Below are 20537 nucleotides of genomic sequence, written 5' to 3'. Positions count from 1 at the left end.
TTTTTTGGTTGTACTCAAAAGCACAAAAGTGCGGTTTTTTTACCGCTTTAAATTGCGCACTCGCCGTGATTTTGCTACTTTAGATATTCCATTCACTTTTATTGAGAATTTATGCACGCGTTAGTTAAAATCAGCCAGTTTGCTGGCAAAACCTTCGCCGTTTGGGTGCTGTTGTTTGCCTTTTTGGCGTTCCAATTCCCTGAGGCGTTCAAGCCGCTGTTGGGCTACATTCCTTACCTGCTGGGCATTGTGATGTTCGGCATGGGCATTACGTTGACTTTTCATGACTTCAGCGAAGTGGCACGCCACCCGAAATCGGTGCTGGTTGGTGTGGTGGGGCAATTTGTGATTATGCCTGCGATTGCGTTTGCACTGGCCAAAGGCTTTGCACTGCCAACCGAACTGGCGGTCGGCGTGATTTTGGTCGGCTCATGCCCTGGTGGTACCTCCTCGAATGTGATGACCTATCTTGCGCGCGGCAACACCGCACTTTCTGTCGCCTGCACCACCATCTCCACGCTGTTGGCGCCCGTTTTAACGCCTGTGGTGTTTTATGTGCTCGCCAGCCAGTGGATTGACATCAACGCCATGGCGATGTTTGTTTCTGTGCTGAAAATGGTGCTCTTCCCGATCTTTTTAGGCCTAGTGGTGCGCACGTTGCTCAAACAAAAAGCGACGCAACTGAGCCAAGCGATGCCGCTGGTCTCCGTGATTGCGATTGTGCTGATTTTGGCCGCGGTGGTGGCGGTGAGCAAGGACAAACTCATCCAACTTGATGCCTTTTGGCTGATTTTTGGTGTGGTGGTGTTGCACAACGGCTTGGGCTACTTGGTTGGCTTTTTGGCAGCCAAACTCTTCCACCTTAGCACCTTTGACAGCAAAGCAGTGGCGATTGAAGTCGGCATGCAAAACTCCGGCCTTGGTGCGGCACTGGCGGCGGCGCATTTAAACCCAGTGGCGGCCATCCCAAGTGCGGTGTTTAGCTTTTGGCATAATGTGTCCGGCCCGATTTTGGCGACCTTTTTTGCCACGATGAAAGAGAAAAAGCACGATTCATGAAACTCTATGTATCCAACCAGCACGGCGCCATTGTGATGGCGCTGTTGCCGTTTTTCTACGGCATGTTTACAAGTGATCCACTCTGGTGGCACCTACCGTTGCTGCTGGCGTGGTTTTGTTTGTATCTGTTCACCTATCCGTTTTTTAATCTGTTCAAAAAACGCAATGTAGAACTCAACCGTCGCTGGAGCGTGCGGTATGCCGCAGCCGCGGCTATTTTCGCGCTGCCGGCGCTGTATTACAACATCGCCGTGGCGCTGTTTTTGCTGCCGATGCTGCCTTTTGCGCTGGTGAACGTGCATTATGTTAAAGCCAAAGATGAGCGCGCGCTGGCCAATGATGTGGCGGCGATTATTATTTTTGGCATTGCGGGCATGGCGGCCTATTACTTCCCGCACCGCACTTTTGATGGCCAGATTTGGCGCGTGTTTGCCCTGCCAACGCTGTTTTTTATCGGCACCACGCTTTATGTCAAAACCATGCTGCGTGAGCGCAAAAACGTGCGCTATCTCTATGCGTCTTGTGCTTTTCACATTGGCTTGGTGATTGCGATCGGGGTGTGGATTAATCTCCCGACCGCACTTTGCTTTGTGCCAGCGGCCTTGCGCGCACTGATTGCACCGCACTTTCGCCTCACGGTCAAGCAGGTGGGCATTTTGGAATTTATCATCAGTGCGCAGTTTTTGCTGTGCTTGCTGGCGGTGGATTTGTATTTTACCCCGCCAATGTGGCCTAAATGCTGGCTCAATAACGCCGCAATCTCGGCCAAGCCTTGCTCATCAGCGTCATCAAAGCGGTTGAGCACGGGGCTGTCGATATCCAACACGCCAATGATCTCGTCGTTGATCACCAACGGCAGCACAATTTCTGACTGGCTGGCGCTGTCACAGGCAATGTGGCCGTCAAATTGGTGCACGTCGGCAACGCGTAAAATGCGCTTTTGCGCCACGGCTGTGCCACATACGCCTTTGCCCAGCGGAATACGAGTGCAGGCGACTTTACCTTGAAAGGGGCCGAGGGTGAGCTCATCGCCTTTGCGCAAATAAAAGCCGACCCAGTTGAGGCGCTGGAGGTGCTCGTTGAGTAGTGCGGCGGTGTTGGCCAGCACACTGATAGCGTTATCGTCATCGGCAATGACCGCACTTAGGGTTTTGGCCAGTTGGGAATAATTCGTCATAACATCTCACAAAAAAGCCGAAAGCGAACTTTCGGCTTGGGTTAGAAAATACAAAGTGCGGTTGGCTTACCAGCCTTTGACCACAGAGTCTTTGAACTCTTCCATCGCTTTTTTGTATACCGGCTCAGAGTTGTAAGCTTTCACAAAGTTTTTCACATCTTCGTCGTCTTTGTTGTCTTCACGCGCAACGATGATGTTCACGTATGGGGAGTCTTTATCTTCAACAAAAATCGCATCTTTGCTTGGGTAGAGGCCTGCTTGGCCGGCAAAGGTGTTGTTGATGATGGCCAAATCCACTTCTGGCAACACTTGGGTGATCAAGGCTGCGTCAAGTGAGCGGATTTTCAAGTTTTTCGGATTTTCTACAATGTCCAACTCAGTTGGGGTCAAGCCTGTGCCTTCTTTTAATTTCAGCAAGCCTTGAGCTTGAAGCAACAGTAGTGAACGGCCACCGTTGGTTGGGTCATTAGGAATGGCGATAGTTGCGCCGTCTTTCAACTCATCCAAGTTTTTGATTTTTGTGAATAAGCGGCAATTGGGTAAACAAAGGTGTTGCCGACAATCACTAAATCTGTCCAGCCACGCGCTTTGGATTGAGAGTCCAAATACGGTTTGTGTTGGAAGGCGTTGGCATCAATGGATTTTTCTTCCAACGCGGCATTTGGGGTCACGTAGTCTGAAAATGGCACTAATTCTACTTCAAGGCCGAATTGATCTTTCGCCACTTGTTTAGCCGTTTCTGCCACGGTCATTTCAGGGCCGTTTTGCACACCGATACGCACTTTGCCATCTTTAGCAAACGCAGAGGTAGACAGCGCCAATGTTGCCGCAACAGCGGTGAGAGTAAAGAGTGATTTTAATTTCATAATTAACTTCCTTTTAGACATTGAGTTTAACGATGATCAACGTAGCGAACGAGGCTGTCCCCTACAAATTGAATGATTTGTACCATCACCACCAAGATCACCACCACGGTGGTCAAAATTTCAGGTACGTGAGTTTGATAGCCATAACGAATGGCCACATCACCAAGGCCGCCACCGCCCACAATGCCCGCCATGGCAGAGTAGTTGACCAACGCCACCAAGGTGATGGTGATGCCGTTGATAAGCCCAGGCAAGGCCTCTGGTAGCAAAAACTTGGTGATAATTTGCAAATTGCTCGCGCCCATGGCGCGCGCCGCTTCGGTCAGCCCGCTTGGGATCTCAATTAATGAGCCTTCAACCAAGCGCGCGATAAACGGCACGGCAGACACCGTCAGCGGCACAATCGCCGCGGTGGTGCCGATGCTGGTGCCGACCACCGCGCGGGTGAACGGGATGATCCAAAAGAGCAAAATCACAAACGGGATAGCCCGCCCGATGTTGACAATCATGCTCAACACGCGGTAGAGCTTCATATTTTGGCGAATTTGCCCCTTGCGCGAGATAAACAAAATCACGCCTAGGGGGATAGCCAAAACGGTGGCAATCAAGCCTGAAACAAACACCATGTATAGAGTTTCAAGGGTGGCTTGGCCAATCATATTCCAAACTTGCGGCGTTAATCGATCAAACATAGCCTAGCACCTCAACACGCACATTGTGTTCCATTAGATAAATTTTTGTCTGCTCAATGGCATCTTCTGGGCCTTCCACCTCAGCGATGGTAAAGCCAAATTTCACGCCGCCAATGTAGTCAATTTGCGACACCAAAATACTCAGCTCCACGCCAAATTTTTTCGATGCTTGCGAAAGCAGTGGAGCGTCCACCGAGCGGCCGGTGAATTCAAATTTAATGATCGGCCACGAGTTGGCGTGCTTCGGTGAGCTTGAGAGCTGATCGAGATACTCTTTGGGCAAATTGATGCGCACGGTGGATTTGATAAAGCGTTTCGCCAGCTCGGTTTTCGGGTTGGAGAAAATCTCGCTCACGCTGCCTTGTTCCACCAGCTGGCCTTTGTCGATCACCACCACATGGTGGCAAATTTGTTTCACCACTTCCATCTCGTGGGTGATGAGCAAAATGGTCAAGCCCAGCTTTTGGTTGATCTCTTGCAGCAAATCCAAAATCGAGTGCGTGGTGGCCGGGTCCAGCGCGCTGGTGGCTTCATCACACAGCAGCACTTTCGGGTTTGAGGCCAACGCACGGGCAATGGCCACACGTTGTTTTTGCCCGCCAGAAAGATTGCTTGGGTAGGCATCTTTTTTATCGGCCAGGCCCACCAGCGCGAGCAAATCGTTCACTTTTTGCTTGATGGTGGCTTTGCTTTCGCCTAACAGTTCGAGCGGCAGCGCCACATTGCCAAACACGGTGCGGCCACTGAGCAAATTAAAATGCTGGAAAATCATGCCAATATTACGCCGCGCTTTGATCAGCTGGCTGTTGCTCATGGCGGTGAGCTCTTCACCGTCGACAAAAACCTGCCCGCTGGTGGGTGTTTCAAGCAAATTGGCGCAGCGAATCAAGGTGCTTTTGCCCGCACCAGAGGCGCCAATCACACCGCAGATTTGCCCTTTTGGAATCTCCAAATTGACATTATCAAGTGCGGTCAGGGTGCGCCCGTCAACACTGAAAACTTTGTTAATATTTTTTAGCTTAATCATAAAGCCCTACAATAAAAATAATGATTTCGGTCATTTTAGACGTCTAGATAGCTATGTCAATCACTATTTTTGCTCAAAGGCAAAAAAGTTGCGCAACTGTGTATGAAAATGCCGCATAATAGGCCTATGTTGGCAACAAAGTAGGTAACAATGAACAAAGCGATATTTTTAGACCGCGACGGCACGCTCAATATTGACCACGGTTATGTACACACCATTGATGATTTCACCTTTATTGATGGCAGCATTGAGGCGTTGCTGGAGCTCAAACGCATGGGCTATTTGCTGGTGCTGGTGACGAATCAATCGGGCATTGCGCGCGGGCTTTTTAGTGAGCAGCAGTTTTTGACCCTCACCGAGTGGATGGATTGGTCGCTGGCTGACCGCGGCGTGGATCTCGATGGCATTTATTACTGCCCGCACTTGCCCGACGGCCAAGGTGAATATGGCATTGAGTGCGATTGCCGCAAGCCCGCGCCAGGCATGTTGCGCCAAGCCATTGAGGAGCTGGATATCGACCCACAACGCTCGGTGATGGTGGGGGACAAAGCGGCGGACATTCAAGCGGGCATCGCAGCAGGGGTGGGCTGCAACGTGCTGGTGCGCACGGGCAAAGCGATCACCGAGCAAGGGCAGGGGCTGGCCAGTGCGGTGCTCGATTCCATCGCCGCGCTACCGCACTTTTTAAAACAGCGCTAAGGCAAAGTGCGGTTTGGCGAAAAACGTGTTCAAACCGAGTGCAAATTCGGCTATAATTGACCAGTTAACCCTCTTTAAAACAAAGGATAAAAAAATGATGAGAACACATTATTGTGGTGACCTCAACGCCACAAATGTTGGACAGGAAGTGACCCTAAGCGGCTGGGTGCATCGCCGCCGGGATTTGGGTGGATTGATTTTCTTAGATATGCGTGACCGCCAAGGCATCGTGCAGGTGTTTGTTGACCCCGCCAACCAAGAGGCCTTTGAGGCAGCCTCACGCTTGCGCGGTGAATTTTGCATCCAAGTGGTTGGCGAGGTGCAAGCCCGCCCAGATAACCAAGTGAACAAAAACATGGCCACCGGCGAGGTGGAAGTGGCCGCCAAAGCAGTGCGCGTGTTCAACGCCGCTGAGGTTTTGCCGCTGGATTTCAACCAAAACAACACCGAAGAGCAGCGTTTGAAATACCGCTATTTGGACTTGCGTCGCCCTGAAATGGCCGAGCGCATCAAAACCCGCGCGCGCATCACCAGCTTTGTTCGCCGCTTTATGGACAGCCACGGCTTTTTGGATATCGAAACTCCTATGCTGACTAAAGCCACACCAGAAGGCGCGCGTGACTACCTCGTGCCAAGCCGCGTGCACAAAGGCAAATTCTACGCCTTGCCGCAATCACCACAATTGTTCAAACAGCTGCTGATGATGTCGGGCTTTGACCGCTATTACCAAATCGTGAAATGCTTCCGCGATGAAGACTTGCGCGCCGACCGTCAGCCTGAATTTACTCAAATCGATGTGGAAACCTCGTTCATGAGCGCACAAGATGTGCGTGACGTGATGGAAGAGATGGTCAAAGGCCTGTGGCAAGAAATTCTCAACGTGGATTTAGGCAACTTCCCCGTGATGACTTTCGCTGAAGCGATGCGTCGCTTTGGTTCAGACAAGCCAGATCTACGCAACCCGCTTGAAATGGTGGACGTGGCCGATTTGCTGAAAACGATCGATTTCAAGGTGTTCAGCGGCCCAGCTAATGACCCGAACGGGCGCATTGCCGCCATCCGAGTGCCAAACGGTAACACCATCACCCGCAAACAAATTGATGAATACACCCAGTTTGTCGGCATTTATGGCGCGAAAGGCCTCGCGTGGATGAAAATCAACGACATCAACGCCGGCCTTGACGGCGTGCAAAGCCCGATCGCCAAATTCTTCACTGCCGAAACATTAAGTGCGGTGCTCGAGCGTGTGGGCGCGCAAACAGGGGATATCATCTTCTTTGGTGCTGATAGCTATAAAATCGTCACCGACGCCATGGGCGCGCTGCGCTTAAAACTCGGCCGTGATTGCCACTTGACCGCACTGGATGAGTGGAAGCCACTGTGGGTGATTGACTTCCCAATGTTTGAGCGCGATGACGAGGGCAACCTTGCCGCCATGCACCACCCGTTCACCTCACCGGCCAACGCTACACCACAACAGTTGGAGCAAGATCCAACCCAAGCGGTGGCTAACGCCTATGACATGGTGATCAACGGCTATGAAGTCGGCGGCGGTTCAGTGCGGATTTTCGATCCTGTGATGCAACAAACCGTGTTCCGCATTTTGGGCATCAACGAGGAAGAACAGCGCGAAAAATTCGGCTTCTTGCTCGATGCCTTGAAGTTCGGCACCCCACCACACGCTGGCCTTGCCTTTGGGTTAGACCGCTTAACCATGCTGCTCACCGGCACGGATAACATTCGTGATGTGATTGCCTTCCCGAAAACCACGGCCGCAGCGTGTTTGTTGACCGACGCACCAAGTGTGGGCAACGCGCAGGCGTTAAGTGAACTGGCCATCTCGGTGGTGAAACAAAAGGATCAAGCATGAAAACGTCTGTCAAACTCACGGCCTTGACCGCACTTTTATTATCAAGTGCGGTGCTGGCGCAAACGCCACTGTTGTCGGTCAAGCCCGTGCAGCTCACAGCAGAAAAGGGCTGCATGGAAAAGCCCGATATGCACTGCTATGCGCTGCAAGTGATCACCCTCAAAACAGGGCAGCCGTGGCTGGATGCGTATTTTGAGCAAAAAGCGCGGGATTACCTCGCGCCGGCCGACAGCTTGGACGGTGACGACAAAGAGAGCAAAGCGCAGCACGATGATCTCGCCAAACTCGATCTTGCCACACTGGCGAAAGTGCAGCTTGAGAGCGCGAAAAAGGTGCTCAGCGGTAAAGAGGCGATCATCGGCTGGGAGAGCTACTACGCACCGCACTTTTTAGGCCAACGCGGCAATATCGCGATGTTTAGTGAAGATTTTTACAGCTTTTTTGGTGGCGCGCACGGTTATGGCTCAACGCTGTTCACCAACTTTAACCTCGATACGCAAGAAAAGTTGACCATCGACAACTTAGTCGAGCCAGGCCAGCGTGAAGCACTCGTTGAGATGCTCAAAACGGCGTACGTGGATTATATTAAGTCGTATGATCAAGGTTCTGATAATGGCAGTAATTTTGATGCCATTGCCAAAGAGCGCTTGAATGATTACAAAGACACTTTCGCGACCAATGATTTCAACTTCACCTTCACCTACGCGGGGCTGGTGTTCAAATTCCCACCGTATGCACTGGGCACTTATGCCGAAGGGGAGATTAACTTAGTCTTGCCTTATCAGTCGCTGTTTGGTGTGGTTAAGCCAGAATTTTTGGCCGACAGTGTCAAATCGATCAATTTCAGTGAAGGCTTTTAAACGCCCTGAAAGCGTGCTGGTGGTGGTGTTTGACCCCAGCACAAGTGCGGTTTTGCTGCTCCAGCGCAATGACGACCGCACTTTTTGGCAATCGGTCACCGGCAGCCTTGAGGCAGGCGAAACACCCGAGCAGGCCGCACGGCGTGAGGTGAAAGAAGAGCTGGGGCTAAATGATGCGGCCATTGTGCTGCACGATTGCCACAAAGCGGTGGAATTTGAGATTTTTGAGCAGTTCAAGCACCGTTACGCCCCCGGCGTGAGCAAGTGCCTTGAGCATTGGTTTTTATTACCGCTGAGTGCGCATCAGCCATTGAGATTAAGCGAACACAGCGATTATCAATGGATCGATGCGCAAAGTGCGGTTGCGCGCACCAAATCGTGGAACAACGCGCAAGCAATTGAAGAATTTATTTTAAAAAGTAACAACAAAGAGGATTTATATGGCAGGTCACAGTAAGTGGGCAAACATTAAACACCGTAAAGCGGCACAAGATGCCAAGCGTGGCAAAATTTTTACCAAGCTGATTCGTGAGCTGGTCACCGCCGCCAAAATTGGCGGCGCGGATATTGGCTCCAACCCACGCCTGCGCACCGCAGTGGACAAAGCGCTGGCCAGCAACATGACGCGAGATACCATCAACCGTGCGATTCAACGCGGCGCTGGTGGCGAAGATGACTCCAACATGGAAACCATCATCTATGAAGGCTATGGCCCAGCAGGCACTGCGGTCTACGTTGAGTGCTTGAGTGATAACCGCAACCGCACCGTGTCTGAAGTGCGCCACGCCTTCACCAAAACAGGCGGCAACCTCGGCACCGACGGCTCTGTTGCTTATTTGTTTAGCAAAAAAGGCCTGATTTTAGTCGATGAAGGCGATGAAGAAGCGCTGATGGACGCCGCCCTTGAAGCGGGCGCGGAAGACATTCAAGGCCAAGACGACGGCAGTTTTGAGGTTTACACCGCGTGGGAAGAGTTAAGTGCGGTGCGTGATGCCATTGAAGCCGCGGGCTTTAAAATCAGCGAAGCAGAAGTGTCGATGATTCCATCGACCAGCGTGGAGCTGGATGCAGAGAGCGCGCCGAAATTGATGCGCTTGGTGGATATGCTCGAAGATTGTGATGACGTGCAAAACGTCTATCACAACGCTGAAATCAGCGACGAAGTTGCTGCACTGTTGTAATCTCAGCGATGGCGATCATCCTCGGCATTGACCCAGGCTCGCGCGTGACGGGCTACGGTGTGATTCGCCAAACAGGCAAGCAGTTGACCTATCTCGGCAGCGGTGCCATTCGCACCCAGGTGGATGACCTGCCAAGCCGGCTGAAGCGGATTTATGCTGGCGTGAGTGAGATCATCGCGCAGTTTCAGCCCGATATGTTCGCCATCGAGCAAGTGTTCATGGCGCGCAACGCCGACTCCGCGCTCAAGCTTGGGCAAGCGCGCGGTGCGGCGATTGTGGCGGCGGTCAACCACGAGCTGCCGGTGTTTGAATACGCCGCCAGGCTGGTTAAGCAAACTGTGGTGGGCATCGGCTCTGCCGACAAAGCGCAGGTGCAGCACATGGTCAGCGCGATGCTCAAACTCTCCGCCTCACCGCAGGCGGATGCCGCCGATGCGCTGGCGATTGCGATTACGCACGCACACAGCACCTTGCATTCACACCACATCAACCAAGCACTCAACGCGCAAAGCACCAGTGCGGTCAGCCTGAAAGCGCGGTACAGCCGCGGGCGCTTTCGCCTTAAAGCTGAAAAATAACTGGATATTTATACAGTTTTTATTTATGCTATAGGCACGCAAATTTTCCAAGGATCATCATGATAGGGCGTTTACAAGGCATTTTAATTGAAAAACAGCCACCCGAAATCTTGCTTGACGTCAACGGCGTGGGCTATGAGCTCTTGCTGCCAATGACCAGCTTTTATGCGTTGCCTGAAACTGGCGCGAGCGCGACCCTGTTCACTCACATGGTGGTGCGTGAAGATGCGCACTTGCTGTTTGGCTTTATGCAAAAGCGTGACCGCACTTTATTCCGTGAGTTGATCAAAACCAACGGTGTGGGGCCCAAGCTGGCGCTGGCGATTTTATCTGCTATGTCGGTGGATGAATTTTCCTATGCCATTGAGCGCGAAGAGCTCTCAAAATTGGTGAAAATCCCAGGTGTGGGCAAAAAAACCGCCGAGCGGCTGCTCGTGGAGCTCAAAGGCAAATTTAAAGATGTCAAACCGCACTTTTTTGTTGACAATGTTGCAGACCTGCCTAATGCACAACCGCTTGATGACGACCCAGCCAGTGAGGCCGTGGCAGCCTTGATTTCTCTAGGTTACAAAGCGCCAGAGGCGGAAAAAATGGTCAAACGTGTCGCCCAAGCGGGCATGAGCAGTGAAATGTTGATTCGTGATGCGCTGAAAAGTGCACTATAGGTGAGTGATGATTGAAGCGGACAGAATAATCAGCGCAGCCGACCTAGGCGGGGAAGATACGATTGATCGCGCCATTCGCCCGAAACTGTTGCAAGATTACATCGGGCAAAGTGCGGTGCGCGCCCAGATGGAAATTTTTATTCAAGCCGCCAAGCTGCGCCAAGATGCGCTCGATCACTTATTGATTTTCGGCCCACCAGGGCTGGGCAAAACCACCTTGGCGAATATCATCGCCAATGAAATGGGCGTGAACATCCGCACTACCTCGGGCCCCGTGCTGGAAAAGGCAGGCGATTTGGCGGCGATGTTGACCAACCTCGAAGCCCACGATGTGCTGTTTATTGATGAAATCCACCGCCTGTCGCCGGCCATTGAAGAGGTGCTTTACCCCGCGATGGAGGACTATCAGCTTGATATCATGATAGGCGAGGGGCCGGCGGCGCGCTCAATCAAGCTCGATCTCCCACCGTTTACCTTAGTCGGCGCCACTACGCGCGCGGGCTCGTTGACTTCCCCTTTGCGTGACCGTTTCGGGATTGTGCAGCGCTTGGAATTTTACACCATTGATGATCTCACCTTGATAGTGGAGCGCTCCAGCCATTGCCTTGGGTTGACGCTCAAAGAGCATGCCGCCTTGGAGATTGCCAAACGCTCGCGCGGCACCCCGCGCATTGCCAACCGCTTGTTGCGTCGCGTGCGGGATTATGCCGATGTGAAAAACCAAGGGGTGATTACGCTAAACGTGGCGCAAGAGGCATTAAAAATGCTTGATATTGATCATCAAGGGTTTGATTATCTCGATCGCAAATTATTGTTGGCGCTAACAGGCCAGTTTGCAGGAGGGCCGGTGGGGTTAGACAGCCTAGCGGCCGCGATTGGGGAAGAGCGTGAAACGATTGAAGACGTGCTGGAACCGTTTTTGATTCAACGCGGCTTTTTGCAGCGCACGCCACGCGGGCGTGTTGCCACGGCACAGACCTATTTGCATTTAGGGCTCAATTGCCCTGAACACAAACGATAAGATCAGTTGTTGCTGATATCTTTGCTCTTCAAATTGTTAAGTGCGGTCAAGCCTTTATCACAGCTTTTGATTTGCACGTCACGATCGAGCGCTAAGATTTGCTTTTTGCTTTGTGAGAGTTTGTTTTAATTGAAGTGAACTGAGTGTGGGTGCCGGGTTGTTGTTCGGCTTCTTTGATCAATTGCTCAGTTTCGGTGAAGAGTTTTTTGCATTGGCTTGGCAATTGCTCGGCCTGTGCGTTGAAGGCCAGCAGGCCAAGGCCTAAAACAAGGCCGAAAGTGAATCGAATGGTGTGCGTCATTTAAATGCCCTTTCCAAATTGGAGATAATAAATTAATAATTTGCAAAATATCTGCAAAAATAACAAATTAAATCCGTTGTGTCTATTTTTTGTCATTAAAGTAACGTAAATTTTGGCGAAATAACCGAGTGATTTAATAGGGTATAAGGTTAAAAAATAACAAAATTTTAATAAAGTTGATTTATATCAATTTTTTTGCTGGGGTTTAATTTCGTCATTTTTTGATCTTTGTAATAAAATGTGACAGAAATATTAAAATTTCTGTTTTTTGTGCCTGATCACAGGTATGATAAATAGGATTATTTGCTTATTCTCACTTTTCTGTTTGTTGGTTGATTTTTCATCATTTAACACAAAAGTGCGGTGAGTTTTTTGAAAGTGGCATTTTTTTGAAATGCTGGGGTGATTACATTGCGTAATCAAACACTAAAACTTGTAGTGTTTACAAGGAGTTGAGATGTTAGATATTGTTGAACTCTCTCGATTGCAGTTCGCATTAACCGCACTTTATCACTTTTTGTTTGTACCACTGACACTCGGTCTTTCCTTTATCCTCGTGATCATGGAAACCTTGTATGTGGTGACAGGCAAAGAAGTGTATAAAGACATGACCAAATTCTGGGGTAAATTATTTGGTATCAACTTTGCCCTAGGTGTGACCACCGGGATCACCATGGAGTTCCAATTCGGGACTAACTGGTCATACTATTCTCACTATGTTGGGGATATCTTCGGCGCGCCGTTGGCGGTTGAAGCGTTGCTTGCCTTCTTTATGGAATCCACCTTTGTGGGTCTGTTCTTCTTCGGTTGGGATCGCCTATCCAAAGGCAAACACTTGTTGTCAACCTATCTCGTGGCTATTGGTTCAAACCTTTCTGCGATGTGGATTTTGGTGGCCAACGGCTGGATGCAAAAACCAGTGGGGTCAGAATTTAATTTTGAAACCATGCGAATGGAAATGACCAGCTTTTTAGACTTGTGGTTAAGCCCAATTGCACAAACCAAATTTATGCACACCTTATCCGCTGGTTATGTTTGCGGTGCGATCTTTGTGTTAGGTATCAGCTCGTATTACCTTCTCAAAGGCCGCGATATTGGCTTTGCTAAACGGTCATTCTCCGTTGCAGCGCCATTTGGTTTGATTGCCGTCATCTCCGTTATCATCATGGGTGACGAATCTGGTTACTACATCGGTAAAGCACAACCTGTGAAGTTGGCTGCGATGGAAGGTGAATGGCACACAGAGCCTGCCCCTGCAGACTGGAATTTGTTTGTGATTCCAAACGAAAAGAAATGAAAAATGACTTTGCCATTTCGATTCCGTATGCAGCAGGGATTATTGCAACCCGTTCGTTGACAGAAGAAATCACCGGCCTTCGTGATCTGAAAGTTGAAAACGAACAGCGCGTTCGCAATGGTATGGTGGCTTATCAATTGTTGCAAAAACTGCGCAGCGGTGATTATACCGAGGCAGATAAAGCACAATTCAAAGAATACGAAAAAGACTTAGGCTTTGGTTTGTTGCTTAAGAGCTACACCGACAACGTGGTTGATGCTACCGATGAGCAAATCAAACAAGCTGCGGCGTCAACCATTCCTAAAGTGGGCCCAACTTTCTATGCCTTCCGTGTGATGATGGCTGTCGGTGGCTTGCTCGTCTTGTTGCTGATTGCAGCTTTCGCGACCACCGTGAGCAAGAAAATTGGCCAACGCCGTTGGCTGCACCGCTTGCTGTTGTGGTCACTGCCACTGCCGTGGATTGCCATTGAAAGTGGCTGGTTCTTGACAGAATATGGCCGTCAACCGTGGGCAATTTATAATATGTTGCCGGTGGGTGTGGCGCACTCTGACTTGACCACAGGCGATCTTTGGTTCTCGATTATTACAATCTGTACGATCTACAGTATCTTCTTGGTTGCTGAGATGTATTTGATGTTCAAATACGGTCGCCTTGGCCCAAGTGCGTTGAAAACAGGTCGTTACTATTTTGAACAAACAGCGAAATAAGCAGGAGACAAAAGATGATTGATTACGAAATTCTCCGTTTTATCTGGTGGCTGCTGGTTGGCGTATTGCTGTTAGGATTTGCAGTAACAGACGGTTTTGACATGGGCGTGTTGACCTTGTTGCCATTTGCAGGCAAAAAAGAAGTTGAACGCCGTGTGATGATTAACACCATCGCCCCGCACTGGGATGGTAACCAAGTTTGGTTACTCACCGCCGGTGGCGCAATGTTTGCGGCCTGGCCAATGGTTTATGCCACCTCATTCTCTGGCTTTTTCATCGCCATGATTTTGGTGCTGGCGGCGTTGTTCTTCCGCCCAGTGGGCTTGGAATACCGCGCGAAAATCGACAGCCCGAAATGGCGTAGTGCGTGGGATTGGGGCCTTTGCATCAGTGGCTTGGTGCCATCATTGGTGTTTGGTGTTGCCTTTGGTAACTTGTTGCAAGGCGTGCCATTTGAATTCAACGACATTTTGCAAGTTAAATACACTGGCTCTTTCTGGGGCTTGTTGAACCCGTTTGCTTTGCTGTGTGGCTTGATTAGCTTATCAATGCTCACCACCCAAGGTGCGGCGTGGCTGCAAATGAAAACCACTGCAGACTTGCGTGACCGTGCGCGCATGGTGACACAAGTAGGCGCGTTTGCCACCTTCATCACCTTTGCTTTAGCCGGTGTATGGTTGCTGTTCAAAGATGGCTTTGTGGTCACCAGCGTGATGGATCACAACGCGGCTTCAACCCCATTGGGCAAAGAAGTGGCGCTGGAAACAGGTGCATGGTTCAACAACTTCAAAGCGATGCCAATTTTGTGGGCGCTGCCTGCATTAGGTTTGGTGAGTGCGCTGTTGAACATTGTGTTCTCGAAAGCTAACCGCTCAGGTTTTGCCTTCTTGTTCTCGTCATTGACCATGGCGGGCATCATTTTCACCTGTGGTGTGGCGATGTTCCCGTTCATCATGCCGTCAATCACACAACCGAACACAAGCTTAACCATGTGGGATGCCACATCAAGCCAATTGACCTTGACCTTGATGCTCGGCTTTGCCTTGGTTTTCGTGGTGATTTTGCTGGCATACACCATTTGGGCCTACATCAAAATGTTTGGCCGCATTGACAGCAACTTCATTGAAAACAACAAAAGCTCACTTTACTAGGAGGACACACAATGTATTATGTAGTTTGGATCTTAGGCGTGATGCTCGCTGTGATGTTCTCAGCCATCGTGACTATCAGTGCTGAAAAAACAGGCACATTTGATGAAGAGTAAATCATGATTGATAAACTCTATCAATCTGTCAACAAGGGCTCCTGGCGAGCCCTTTCACTTATCTTAGCTGTGGTGTTGATGGTGAGCTTTTTCCTCAATGCCAAACGCTTTGCGCTCGATTTTGGCGGGCCATCGCCGCTGTTTACCTCGTTTTTAATTTGGGGGACGTCCATTTTATGGATTCACGGCATGGGTCTGGATTTAATCAAAGCGCGCTGGAAGCTGATTTTTAACCCCTATATCGGCTACCTCGCCGCGATTGCAGGGCTGGCATTTATCTATCTTGTCTAAGCAAAAGCATCTCTCTTTGAGATGCTTTTTTTCGAACATAAACACAAAAGTGCGGTCTAAGAGCGTAATATTGGATAACTGTTATGCAATTGCTAGACAATTGCTAAGAAATTCTTGATAATATCAAGCTTTAAAGGGTGGAGTAGCACTGTGCACAGTTTTGAACTACGCGTTTATTACGAAGACACTGACGCCGGTGGCGTGGTGTATCACGCGCGCTATTTGCACTTTTTCGAGCGAGCGCGCACCGAATATTTACGCCAACTGGGCTTTGGGCAGCAAGCGCTGTTGCAAGCGCACCACTTGGCCTTTGTGGTCAAACGCTTGGAGATTGATTATCGCCTGCCCGCGAAGTTAGATGACGCCTTAACGGTGAAAAGTGCGGTCAGCCAAATCAAAGGGGTTAGCTTGGTGTTCAAGCAAAGCCTTTGGCGTGGTGAAACGTGTTTATCCACGGCGACTGTGGTGGTGGCGACAGTGAATTTAAGCAAAATGAAACCGATGGCACTGCCAAGTGAAATTCGCAGTGCTTTTATTTTACAAAGCAGTGATCTTGACGATTGAGGTTTTTGATGTCAAACGAGTTAAACTTTCTACAACTATTTTTAGATGCCAGTATCGTGGTGCAAATCGTAATTGGTATTCTTATCCTGTTTTCGATTATCTCATGGGCGATTATGATCCAGCGCAGCGCCATTTTGCGCCAAGCGTTGAAATCCTCCGCCACCTTTGAAGATCGCTTCTGGTCGGGTGAAGATTTACGCAAACTCTACGATGGCCTTGAAAATCGCCGTGATGGCTTAAGTGGCAGCGAGCAGATTTTTTATGTTGGCTTTAAAGAATTTTTGCGCCTGCAATCCACCCACAGCTCACCTGAGGCCGTGATTCAAGGCACCACGCGTGCAATGAACCTCACCTTAAACCGTGAGATTGAAGATGTTGAAAACCGCATTCCGTTTTTGGCCACCGTTGCCTCCATCAGCCCGTACATCGGCTTGTTTGGCACCGTGTGGGGGATTATGCATGCATTTATGGCGTTGAGTAACGTCAAACAAGCGACCTTGCAAATGGTTGCACCAGGGATTGCAGAAGCCTTGATCGCCACCGCCATTGGTTTGTTTGCGGCGATCCCAGCGGTGATGGCCTACAACCGCTTAAGCTTGCGTGTGAGCAAACTCGAGCAAAATTACAGCAACTTTATTGATGAATTCACCACCATTTTGCATCGCCAAGCCTTTGCAAAACATCAAACAGTGTAAGAGGTTGTTATGGCATATCGACGTCAACGACGTAATATCAAATCAGAAATCAACATCGTACCCTTTTTGGACGTATTGTTGGTGCTATTGCTGATTTTCATGGCCACGGCACCGATCATCAGCCAAAGTGTTGAGGTGGAGCTGCCCGATTCTGCCGACAGCAAAAGTGTCTCTAATGAAGACAAAACGCCAGTGATTTTGGAAGTTACCGGCGTGGGGGAATACACGCTGGTGATCGACGGGCAACGCAACGAAAACTTAAGTGAAAGTGCGGTCACCGAGATGTCGAAAGAAATCTACGACAAAGACAACCAAACCACCTTTTTGGTCGGCGGCGCCAAAGATGCCCCGTATGAAGAGATCATCAAAGGGTTAAGTTTGCTCCATTTAGCGGGTGTTGACAAAGCAGGTTTGATGACCAACCCGCTCTAAGCAAAGGAAGCAGTGTGCGAAGTGATAAAAACAAGAAGTTAAGTCGTGCGGTTGTTGTTTCAATCTTGCTGCATGCACTCCTCTTTCTTACGCTCATTCTCGGCTCGCTTTGGTATCGCTACATGCCGGCTATGGGCGGCGGAGAAGGCGACGGCGACACCATGGGTGTGGTGATGGTTGACACCGGCCAAGCTGCGCGCGAGTTCGGGCGTGTGAAACAGCAGCAAAAAGGCGATGTTGAGCGCGCCAAGCAAGAGCAAGAAAAACGCGAAATTGCCGAGCGTGAGCAACAACAGCGTGAAGCACAAAAACAACGCGAACTTGAAAAACAGCGTGAGCTGGAAAAACAACGCGAAGCTGAAAAGCAAAAAGCGGAACAAGCGCGAGAGCAAGCGCAACGCCAAAAACAAGAACAAGAAAAATTGCAACAGCAAAAATTGCAAGAACAACAAGCGCGTGAAGAAGTCCAGCGCCAAGCGCAGCTGGCTGAAAAAGCGAAAAAGAAGCGGAATTAAAAGCCCAAGCGAAAGCTAAGGCAGAGGCGAAAGCCAAAGCGGATGCTGAAGCCAAAGCTAAAGCCGCTGCGGAGGCCAAAGCCAAAGCGGAAGCTGAGGCCAAAGCCAAAGCCGCTGCTGAAGCCAAAGCAAAAGCCGATGCCGAGGCCAAAGCCAAAGCTGCTGCGGAGGCCAAAGCCAAAGCTGCTGCGGAGGCCAAAGCGAAAGCCGCTGCGGAAGCAAAAGCAAAAGCGGATGCTGAGGCCAAAGCCAAAGCCGCCGCGGAAGCCAAAGCCAAGGCTGATGCGGCCGCTAAAGCTAAAAAAGCTGCGCAGCAAGCCGCATTGGATGATTTGATCAACAACGGCACCATCGGTGGTGGCTCGGCTAACCGCGGGTCAAACCAAAACGGCAAAGGCTCACAAGGCCAAGGTGCAGCCGCTGGCAGCGGCAACGGCGATAAAGTTGGGGATCAATACGCGGGTGTGATCAAACGCGTGATTCAACGCCGCTTTATCCGTGACCCAAGCTTTGCAGGTAAAGTGTGCAGCGTGCGCATCTCCCTTGCACGCGACGGTACGATTTTAGGCTATGATAATGTGTCAGGGCCAAACGACATTTGTAACTCTGCACTGCGTGCAATCAAAGGCACCCGCAAAGTGCCAGCGGCGCCGTCAGATGCGGTTTACAATAAATACAAAAATCCAACCATTGAGTTTGATTTAAAATAAACACAATTGACTAACAGGTGGTTTGAATGAAACAACTTAAGCAAATTTTGACCGCACTTGGCTTTTTATTCGTGCTGGTGGCCAGCGTGAAAGCCGAAGAAGTGCGCATTGTGATTGATGAAGGGGTCGACGGCGCGCAACCTATCGCCGTGGTGCCTTTCAAATGGAATGGACCAGGCAGCGCCCCGCAAGAGATTGCCGAGATTGTTGCTGCCGATTTGCGCAACAGTGGCAAATTCAACCCTATCGCGCCTGCGCGCATGCCGCAAAAACCGGCTTCAGCTGCTGAAGTGAATCCAGAAGCGTGGTCGGCGCTGGGCATCAGTGAAATTGTCGTCGGCCAAATCACGCCAGACGGCGCGGGCTACAACGTGGCTTATCAATTAGTCGACACCATCGGTGGCGGCGGTGCGGCAGGCTCTGTGTTGCTGCAAAACAGCTACCACATTCCAAACAACAAACAATTGCGCTATGGCGCGCACACCGTCAGTGATGAAGTGTTTGAAAAACTCACCGGCATCCGCGGCGCGTTTCGCACCCGCATTGCCTACGTGGTGCAACACAACGGTGGCTCAAAACCGTATGAATTGCGCGTAGCCGACTACGACGGCCACAACCAGTTTATCGTCAACCGCAGTTCGCAACCGATTATGTCACCAAGCTGGTCAGCAGATGGCAAAAAACTCGCTTATGTGAGCTTTGAGAATAAAAAATCACAAATCGTGACACAAGATCTCAACTCAGGTGCGCGCAAAGTGGTGGCTTCAGCGCCACGTCACAACGGCGCACCCGCCTTCTCACCAGATGGCTCACGCTTGGCTTATGCCTCATCGCGTGACGGCAAATTGAATATTTATGTGAAAAATATCAACGGCGGCGGTGAAGTGCAGCTCACTCGTGATGCAGGCAACAACACTGAGCCGAGTTGGTCGCCTGATGGTCGCTCAATTGTGTTCACCTCTGACCGTGGCGGCAGCCCGCAGGTGTACATGATGAGTGCCAACGGCGGTGGCGCGAGCTATGTCGGCAGCGGTGGACGCAGCTACAGTGGTCAAATCACCTCAGATGGTAAAAATCTCATTATGATCGACTCCGATCATATTGTGAAAAAAGATCTCGCATCAGGAAAAGTTGAAGTGTTAGGCTCAACCTTCTTAGACGAGAGTCCAAGTGTATCACCAAATGGCATTATGATTATTTATAGCTCTACCCAAGGGTTAGGGAAAGTGCTACAATTGGTGTCTACCGATGGACGCTTTAAAGCGCGGTTGCCAGGTGTGGACGGTCAAATTAAGTTCCCAGCTTGGTCTCCATTTCTTACTAAAAACTAAGGAGTAATCTTAAATGAAAAAACTTGCAAAAGTGCTTATGATCGCAGCCCCAGCGCTTGTTTTAACAGCGTGTGGAAGCTCATCTGATGAGTCTGCATCTCAAGGTCAAAACAATGGCCAAATGTTCGGTAGCTACAGCGCTGCAGATTTGCAACAACGCTACAACACCGTTTACTTTGGCTTTGACCAATACTCAATCGAAGGTCAATACCAACAACTGTTAGACGCTCACGCGTTGTATCTAACAGCCACCCCAACAAGCAAAGTGTTGGTTGAAGGTAACACCGACGAACGTGGTACCCCAGAATACAACATCGCACTTGGTCAACGCCGTGCCGATGCTGTTGTTAACTACCTTGTCAACAAAGGCGTTAACGGCAACCAACTTTCAACTGTTTCTTACGGTGAAGAAAAACCCGCTGTATTGGGTCACTCAGAAGCAGACTACGCGAAAAACCGTCGCGCAGTGTTAGCGTACTAATCGCACTTTTTCCTGTTCAAAAACCTCAGCCTGGCTGAGGTTTTTTTGTTTTAGCCGCTTTTAAACGTGAAATTGTTGACAAATCAGACAATCAAGCAAAAAAATGCAATTTTTGATTGATATGTTCTGTGAAATAAGTATCATAGTGGCTCGTTACAGCGATGTAGCGCAAGTGGGTCGTTAGCTCAGTCGGTAGAGCAGTGGACTTTTAATCCATTGGTCGAAGGTTCGAATCCTTCACGACCCACCAC

The 20537-nt window shown here is 50.1% G+C and carries 19 protein-coding genes, 1 tRNA gene and 6 pseudogenes; 21 read left to right on the top strand and 5 right to left on the bottom strand.

Features of this window, described 5'->3' with window-relative positions:
• The first annotated feature begins 111 nt into the window (after positions 1-111).
• Both HPC37_RS08770 and HPC37_RS08765 read left to right on the top strand, forming a co-directional pair.
• Positions 112-1059 (top strand): bile acid:sodium symporter family protein, encoded by a 948-nt coding sequence (locus HPC37_RS08770; protein ID WP_208122765.1) that lies wholly within the window; start codon positions 112-114, stop codon positions 1057-1059.
• A pseudogene (locus HPC37_RS08765) lies at positions 1056-1769 on the top strand (YwiC-like family protein); the annotation flags it as partial. The gene HPC37_RS08770 and the pseudogene HPC37_RS08765, both read left to right, overlap by 4 nt.
• Positions 1770-1852: 83 nt before the next feature.
• Here HPC37_RS08765 and HPC37_RS08760 read toward each other — a convergent pair.
• From HPC37_RS08760 to metN, 4 genes and pseudogenes are all read right to left on the bottom strand, one after another.
• Positions 1853-2236, bottom strand: a pseudogene (locus HPC37_RS08760) (GAF domain-containing protein); the annotation flags it as partial.
• Between the two features lie 66 nt (positions 2237-2302).
• A pseudogene (locus tag HPC37_RS08755) lies at positions 2303-3102 on the bottom strand (MetQ/NlpA family lipoprotein).
• A gap of 26 nt (positions 3103-3128) precedes the next feature.
• The gene (locus tag HPC37_RS08750; protein WP_208122764.1) at positions 3129-3794 is read right to left on the bottom strand and encodes a methionine ABC transporter permease; all 666 of its coding nucleotides are present in this window, start codon (positions 3792-3794) and stop codon (positions 3129-3131) included.
• Positions 3787-4821: a methionine ABC transporter ATP-binding protein MetN gene (gene metN / locus HPC37_RS08745; RefSeq protein ID WP_208122763.1), complete on the bottom strand. Its 1035-nt coding sequence runs from the start codon at positions 4819-4821 to the stop codon at positions 3787-3789. Before metN ends, HPC37_RS08750 begins: the two co-directional genes overlap by 8 nt.
• A 150-nt stretch (positions 4822-4971) precedes the next feature.
• Here metN and gmhB point away from each other — a divergent pair, with 150 nt between their 5' ends.
• The 8 genes from gmhB to ruvB all read left to right on the top strand — a co-directional run bounded on the left by gmhB (position 4972) and on the right by ruvB (position 11695).
• Positions 4972-5520 (top strand): D-glycero-beta-D-manno-heptose 1,7-bisphosphate 7-phosphatase, encoded by a 549-nt coding sequence (gmhB, locus tag HPC37_RS08740; RefSeq protein ID WP_208122762.1) that lies wholly within the window; start codon positions 4972-4974, stop codon positions 5518-5520.
• A 94-nt stretch (positions 5521-5614) separates the two neighbouring features.
• Complete coding sequence (gene aspS / locus HPC37_RS08735; RefSeq protein WP_208122761.1) at positions 5615-7390, top strand: aspartate--tRNA ligase; 1776 nt, start codon at positions 5615-5617, stop codon at positions 7388-7390.
• The gene (locus tag HPC37_RS08730) at positions 7387-8250 is read left to right on the top strand and encodes an RsiV family protein (protein ID WP_208122760.1); all 864 of its coding nucleotides are present in this window, start codon (positions 7387-7389) and stop codon (positions 8248-8250) included. Before aspS ends, HPC37_RS08730 begins: the two co-directional genes overlap by 4 nt.
• Positions 8237-8707 (top strand): dihydroneopterin triphosphate diphosphatase, encoded by a 471-nt coding sequence (nudB, locus tag HPC37_RS08725; RefSeq protein WP_345790027.1) that lies wholly within the window; start codon positions 8237-8239, stop codon positions 8705-8707. The genes HPC37_RS08730 and nudB overlap by 14 nt, the downstream gene beginning before the upstream one ends.
• A complete protein-coding gene (locus HPC37_RS08720) occupies positions 8691-9431 on the top strand; it encodes a YebC/PmpR family DNA-binding transcriptional regulator (RefSeq protein WP_208122759.1) in 741 nt (246 codons plus the stop codon). Before nudB ends, HPC37_RS08720 begins: the two co-directional genes overlap by 17 nt.
• An 8-nt stretch (positions 9432-9439) precedes the next feature.
• The gene (ruvC, locus tag HPC37_RS08715; RefSeq protein ID WP_208122758.1) at positions 9440-10009 is read left to right on the top strand and encodes a crossover junction endodeoxyribonuclease RuvC; all 570 of its coding nucleotides are present in this window, start codon (positions 9440-9442) and stop codon (positions 10007-10009) included.
• A 59-nt stretch (positions 10010-10068) separates the two neighbouring features.
• The gene (ruvA, locus tag HPC37_RS08710; RefSeq protein ID WP_208122757.1) at positions 10069-10674 is read left to right on the top strand and encodes a Holliday junction branch migration protein RuvA; all 606 of its coding nucleotides are present in this window, start codon (positions 10069-10071) and stop codon (positions 10672-10674) included.
• A 7-nt stretch (positions 10675-10681) separates the two neighbouring features.
• Positions 10682-11695 carry a Holliday junction branch migration DNA helicase RuvB gene (gene ruvB / locus HPC37_RS08705; protein ID WP_208122756.1) on the top strand — a complete coding sequence of 338 codons (1014 nt, stop codon included), beginning with the start codon at positions 10682-10684 and terminating at the stop codon, positions 11693-11695.
• Positions 11696-11697: 2 nt separating this feature from the next.
• On the opposite strand, the pseudogene HPC37_RS08700 reads toward ruvB, so the two are convergent.
• Positions 11698-11996: pseudogene (locus tag HPC37_RS08700) on the bottom strand (DUF5339 domain-containing protein).
• A 457-nt stretch (positions 11997-12453) separates the two neighbouring features.
• Between HPC37_RS08700 and HPC37_RS08695 the strand changes: the two are divergent.
• The 11 genes and pseudogenes from HPC37_RS08695 (at position 12454) to HPC37_RS08645 (ending at position 20536) form a co-directional block, all read left to right on the top strand.
• Positions 12454-14003, top strand: a pseudogene (locus tag HPC37_RS08695) (cytochrome ubiquinol oxidase subunit I).
• 14 nt (positions 14004-14017) lie between these two features.
• The gene (gene cydB / locus HPC37_RS08690) at positions 14018-15154 is read left to right on the top strand and encodes a cytochrome d ubiquinol oxidase subunit II (protein ID WP_208122755.1); all 1137 of its coding nucleotides are present in this window, start codon (positions 14018-14020) and stop codon (positions 15152-15154) included.
• A gap of 11 nt (positions 15155-15165) precedes the next feature.
• Positions 15166-15267, top strand: coding sequence for a cytochrome bd oxidase small subunit, CydX/CbdX family (locus tag HPC37_RS08685; RefSeq protein ID WP_208122754.1), 102 nt, complete (start codon positions 15166-15168; stop codon positions 15265-15267).
• A 3-nt stretch (positions 15268-15270) separates the two neighbouring features.
• Positions 15271-15558 (top strand): cyd operon YbgE family protein, encoded by a 288-nt coding sequence (locus HPC37_RS08680; RefSeq protein WP_208122753.1) that lies wholly within the window; start codon positions 15271-15273, stop codon positions 15556-15558.
• 150 nt (positions 15559-15708) lie between these two features.
• The gene (ybgC, locus tag HPC37_RS08675) at positions 15709-16122 is read left to right on the top strand and encodes a tol-pal system-associated acyl-CoA thioesterase (RefSeq protein ID WP_208122752.1); all 414 of its coding nucleotides are present in this window, start codon (positions 15709-15711) and stop codon (positions 16120-16122) included.
• Positions 16123-16130: 8 nt separating this feature from the next.
• Positions 16131-16817 (top strand): protein TolQ, encoded by a 687-nt coding sequence (tolQ, locus tag HPC37_RS08670; protein ID WP_208122751.1) that lies wholly within the window; start codon positions 16131-16133, stop codon positions 16815-16817.
• Positions 16818-16826: 9 nt separating this feature from the next.
• On the top strand, positions 16827-17249 hold the full coding sequence (tolR, locus tag HPC37_RS08665; protein ID WP_208122750.1) for a colicin uptake protein TolR: 423 nt from the start codon (positions 16827-16829) through the stop codon (positions 17247-17249).
• A gap of 14 nt (positions 17250-17263) precedes the next feature.
• Positions 17264-18474, top strand: a pseudogene (gene tolA, locus HPC37_RS08660) (cell envelope integrity protein TolA).
• 26 nt (positions 18475-18500) lie between these two features.
• On the top strand, positions 18501-19805 hold the full coding sequence (gene tolB / locus HPC37_RS08655) for a Tol-Pal system beta propeller repeat protein TolB (RefSeq protein ID WP_208122749.1): 1305 nt from the start codon (positions 18501-18503) through the stop codon (positions 19803-19805).
• Between the two features lie 13 nt (positions 19806-19818).
• Complete coding sequence (gene pal, locus HPC37_RS08650) at positions 19819-20286, top strand: peptidoglycan-associated lipoprotein Pal (RefSeq protein WP_208120280.1); 468 nt, start codon at positions 19819-19821, stop codon at positions 20284-20286.
• 174 nt (positions 20287-20460) lie between these two features.
• Positions 20461-20536, top strand: a tRNA-Lys gene (locus tag HPC37_RS08645).
• The last annotated feature ends 1 nt before the right edge of the window (position 20537 follow it).

Source organism: Spirabiliibacterium mucosae, assembly GCF_014884965.1.
Classification (GTDB): domain Bacteria; phylum Pseudomonadota; class Gammaproteobacteria; order Enterobacterales; family Pasteurellaceae; genus Spirabiliibacterium; species Spirabiliibacterium mucosae.
This window is presented reverse-complemented; position numbering and strand designations above follow the sequence as displayed.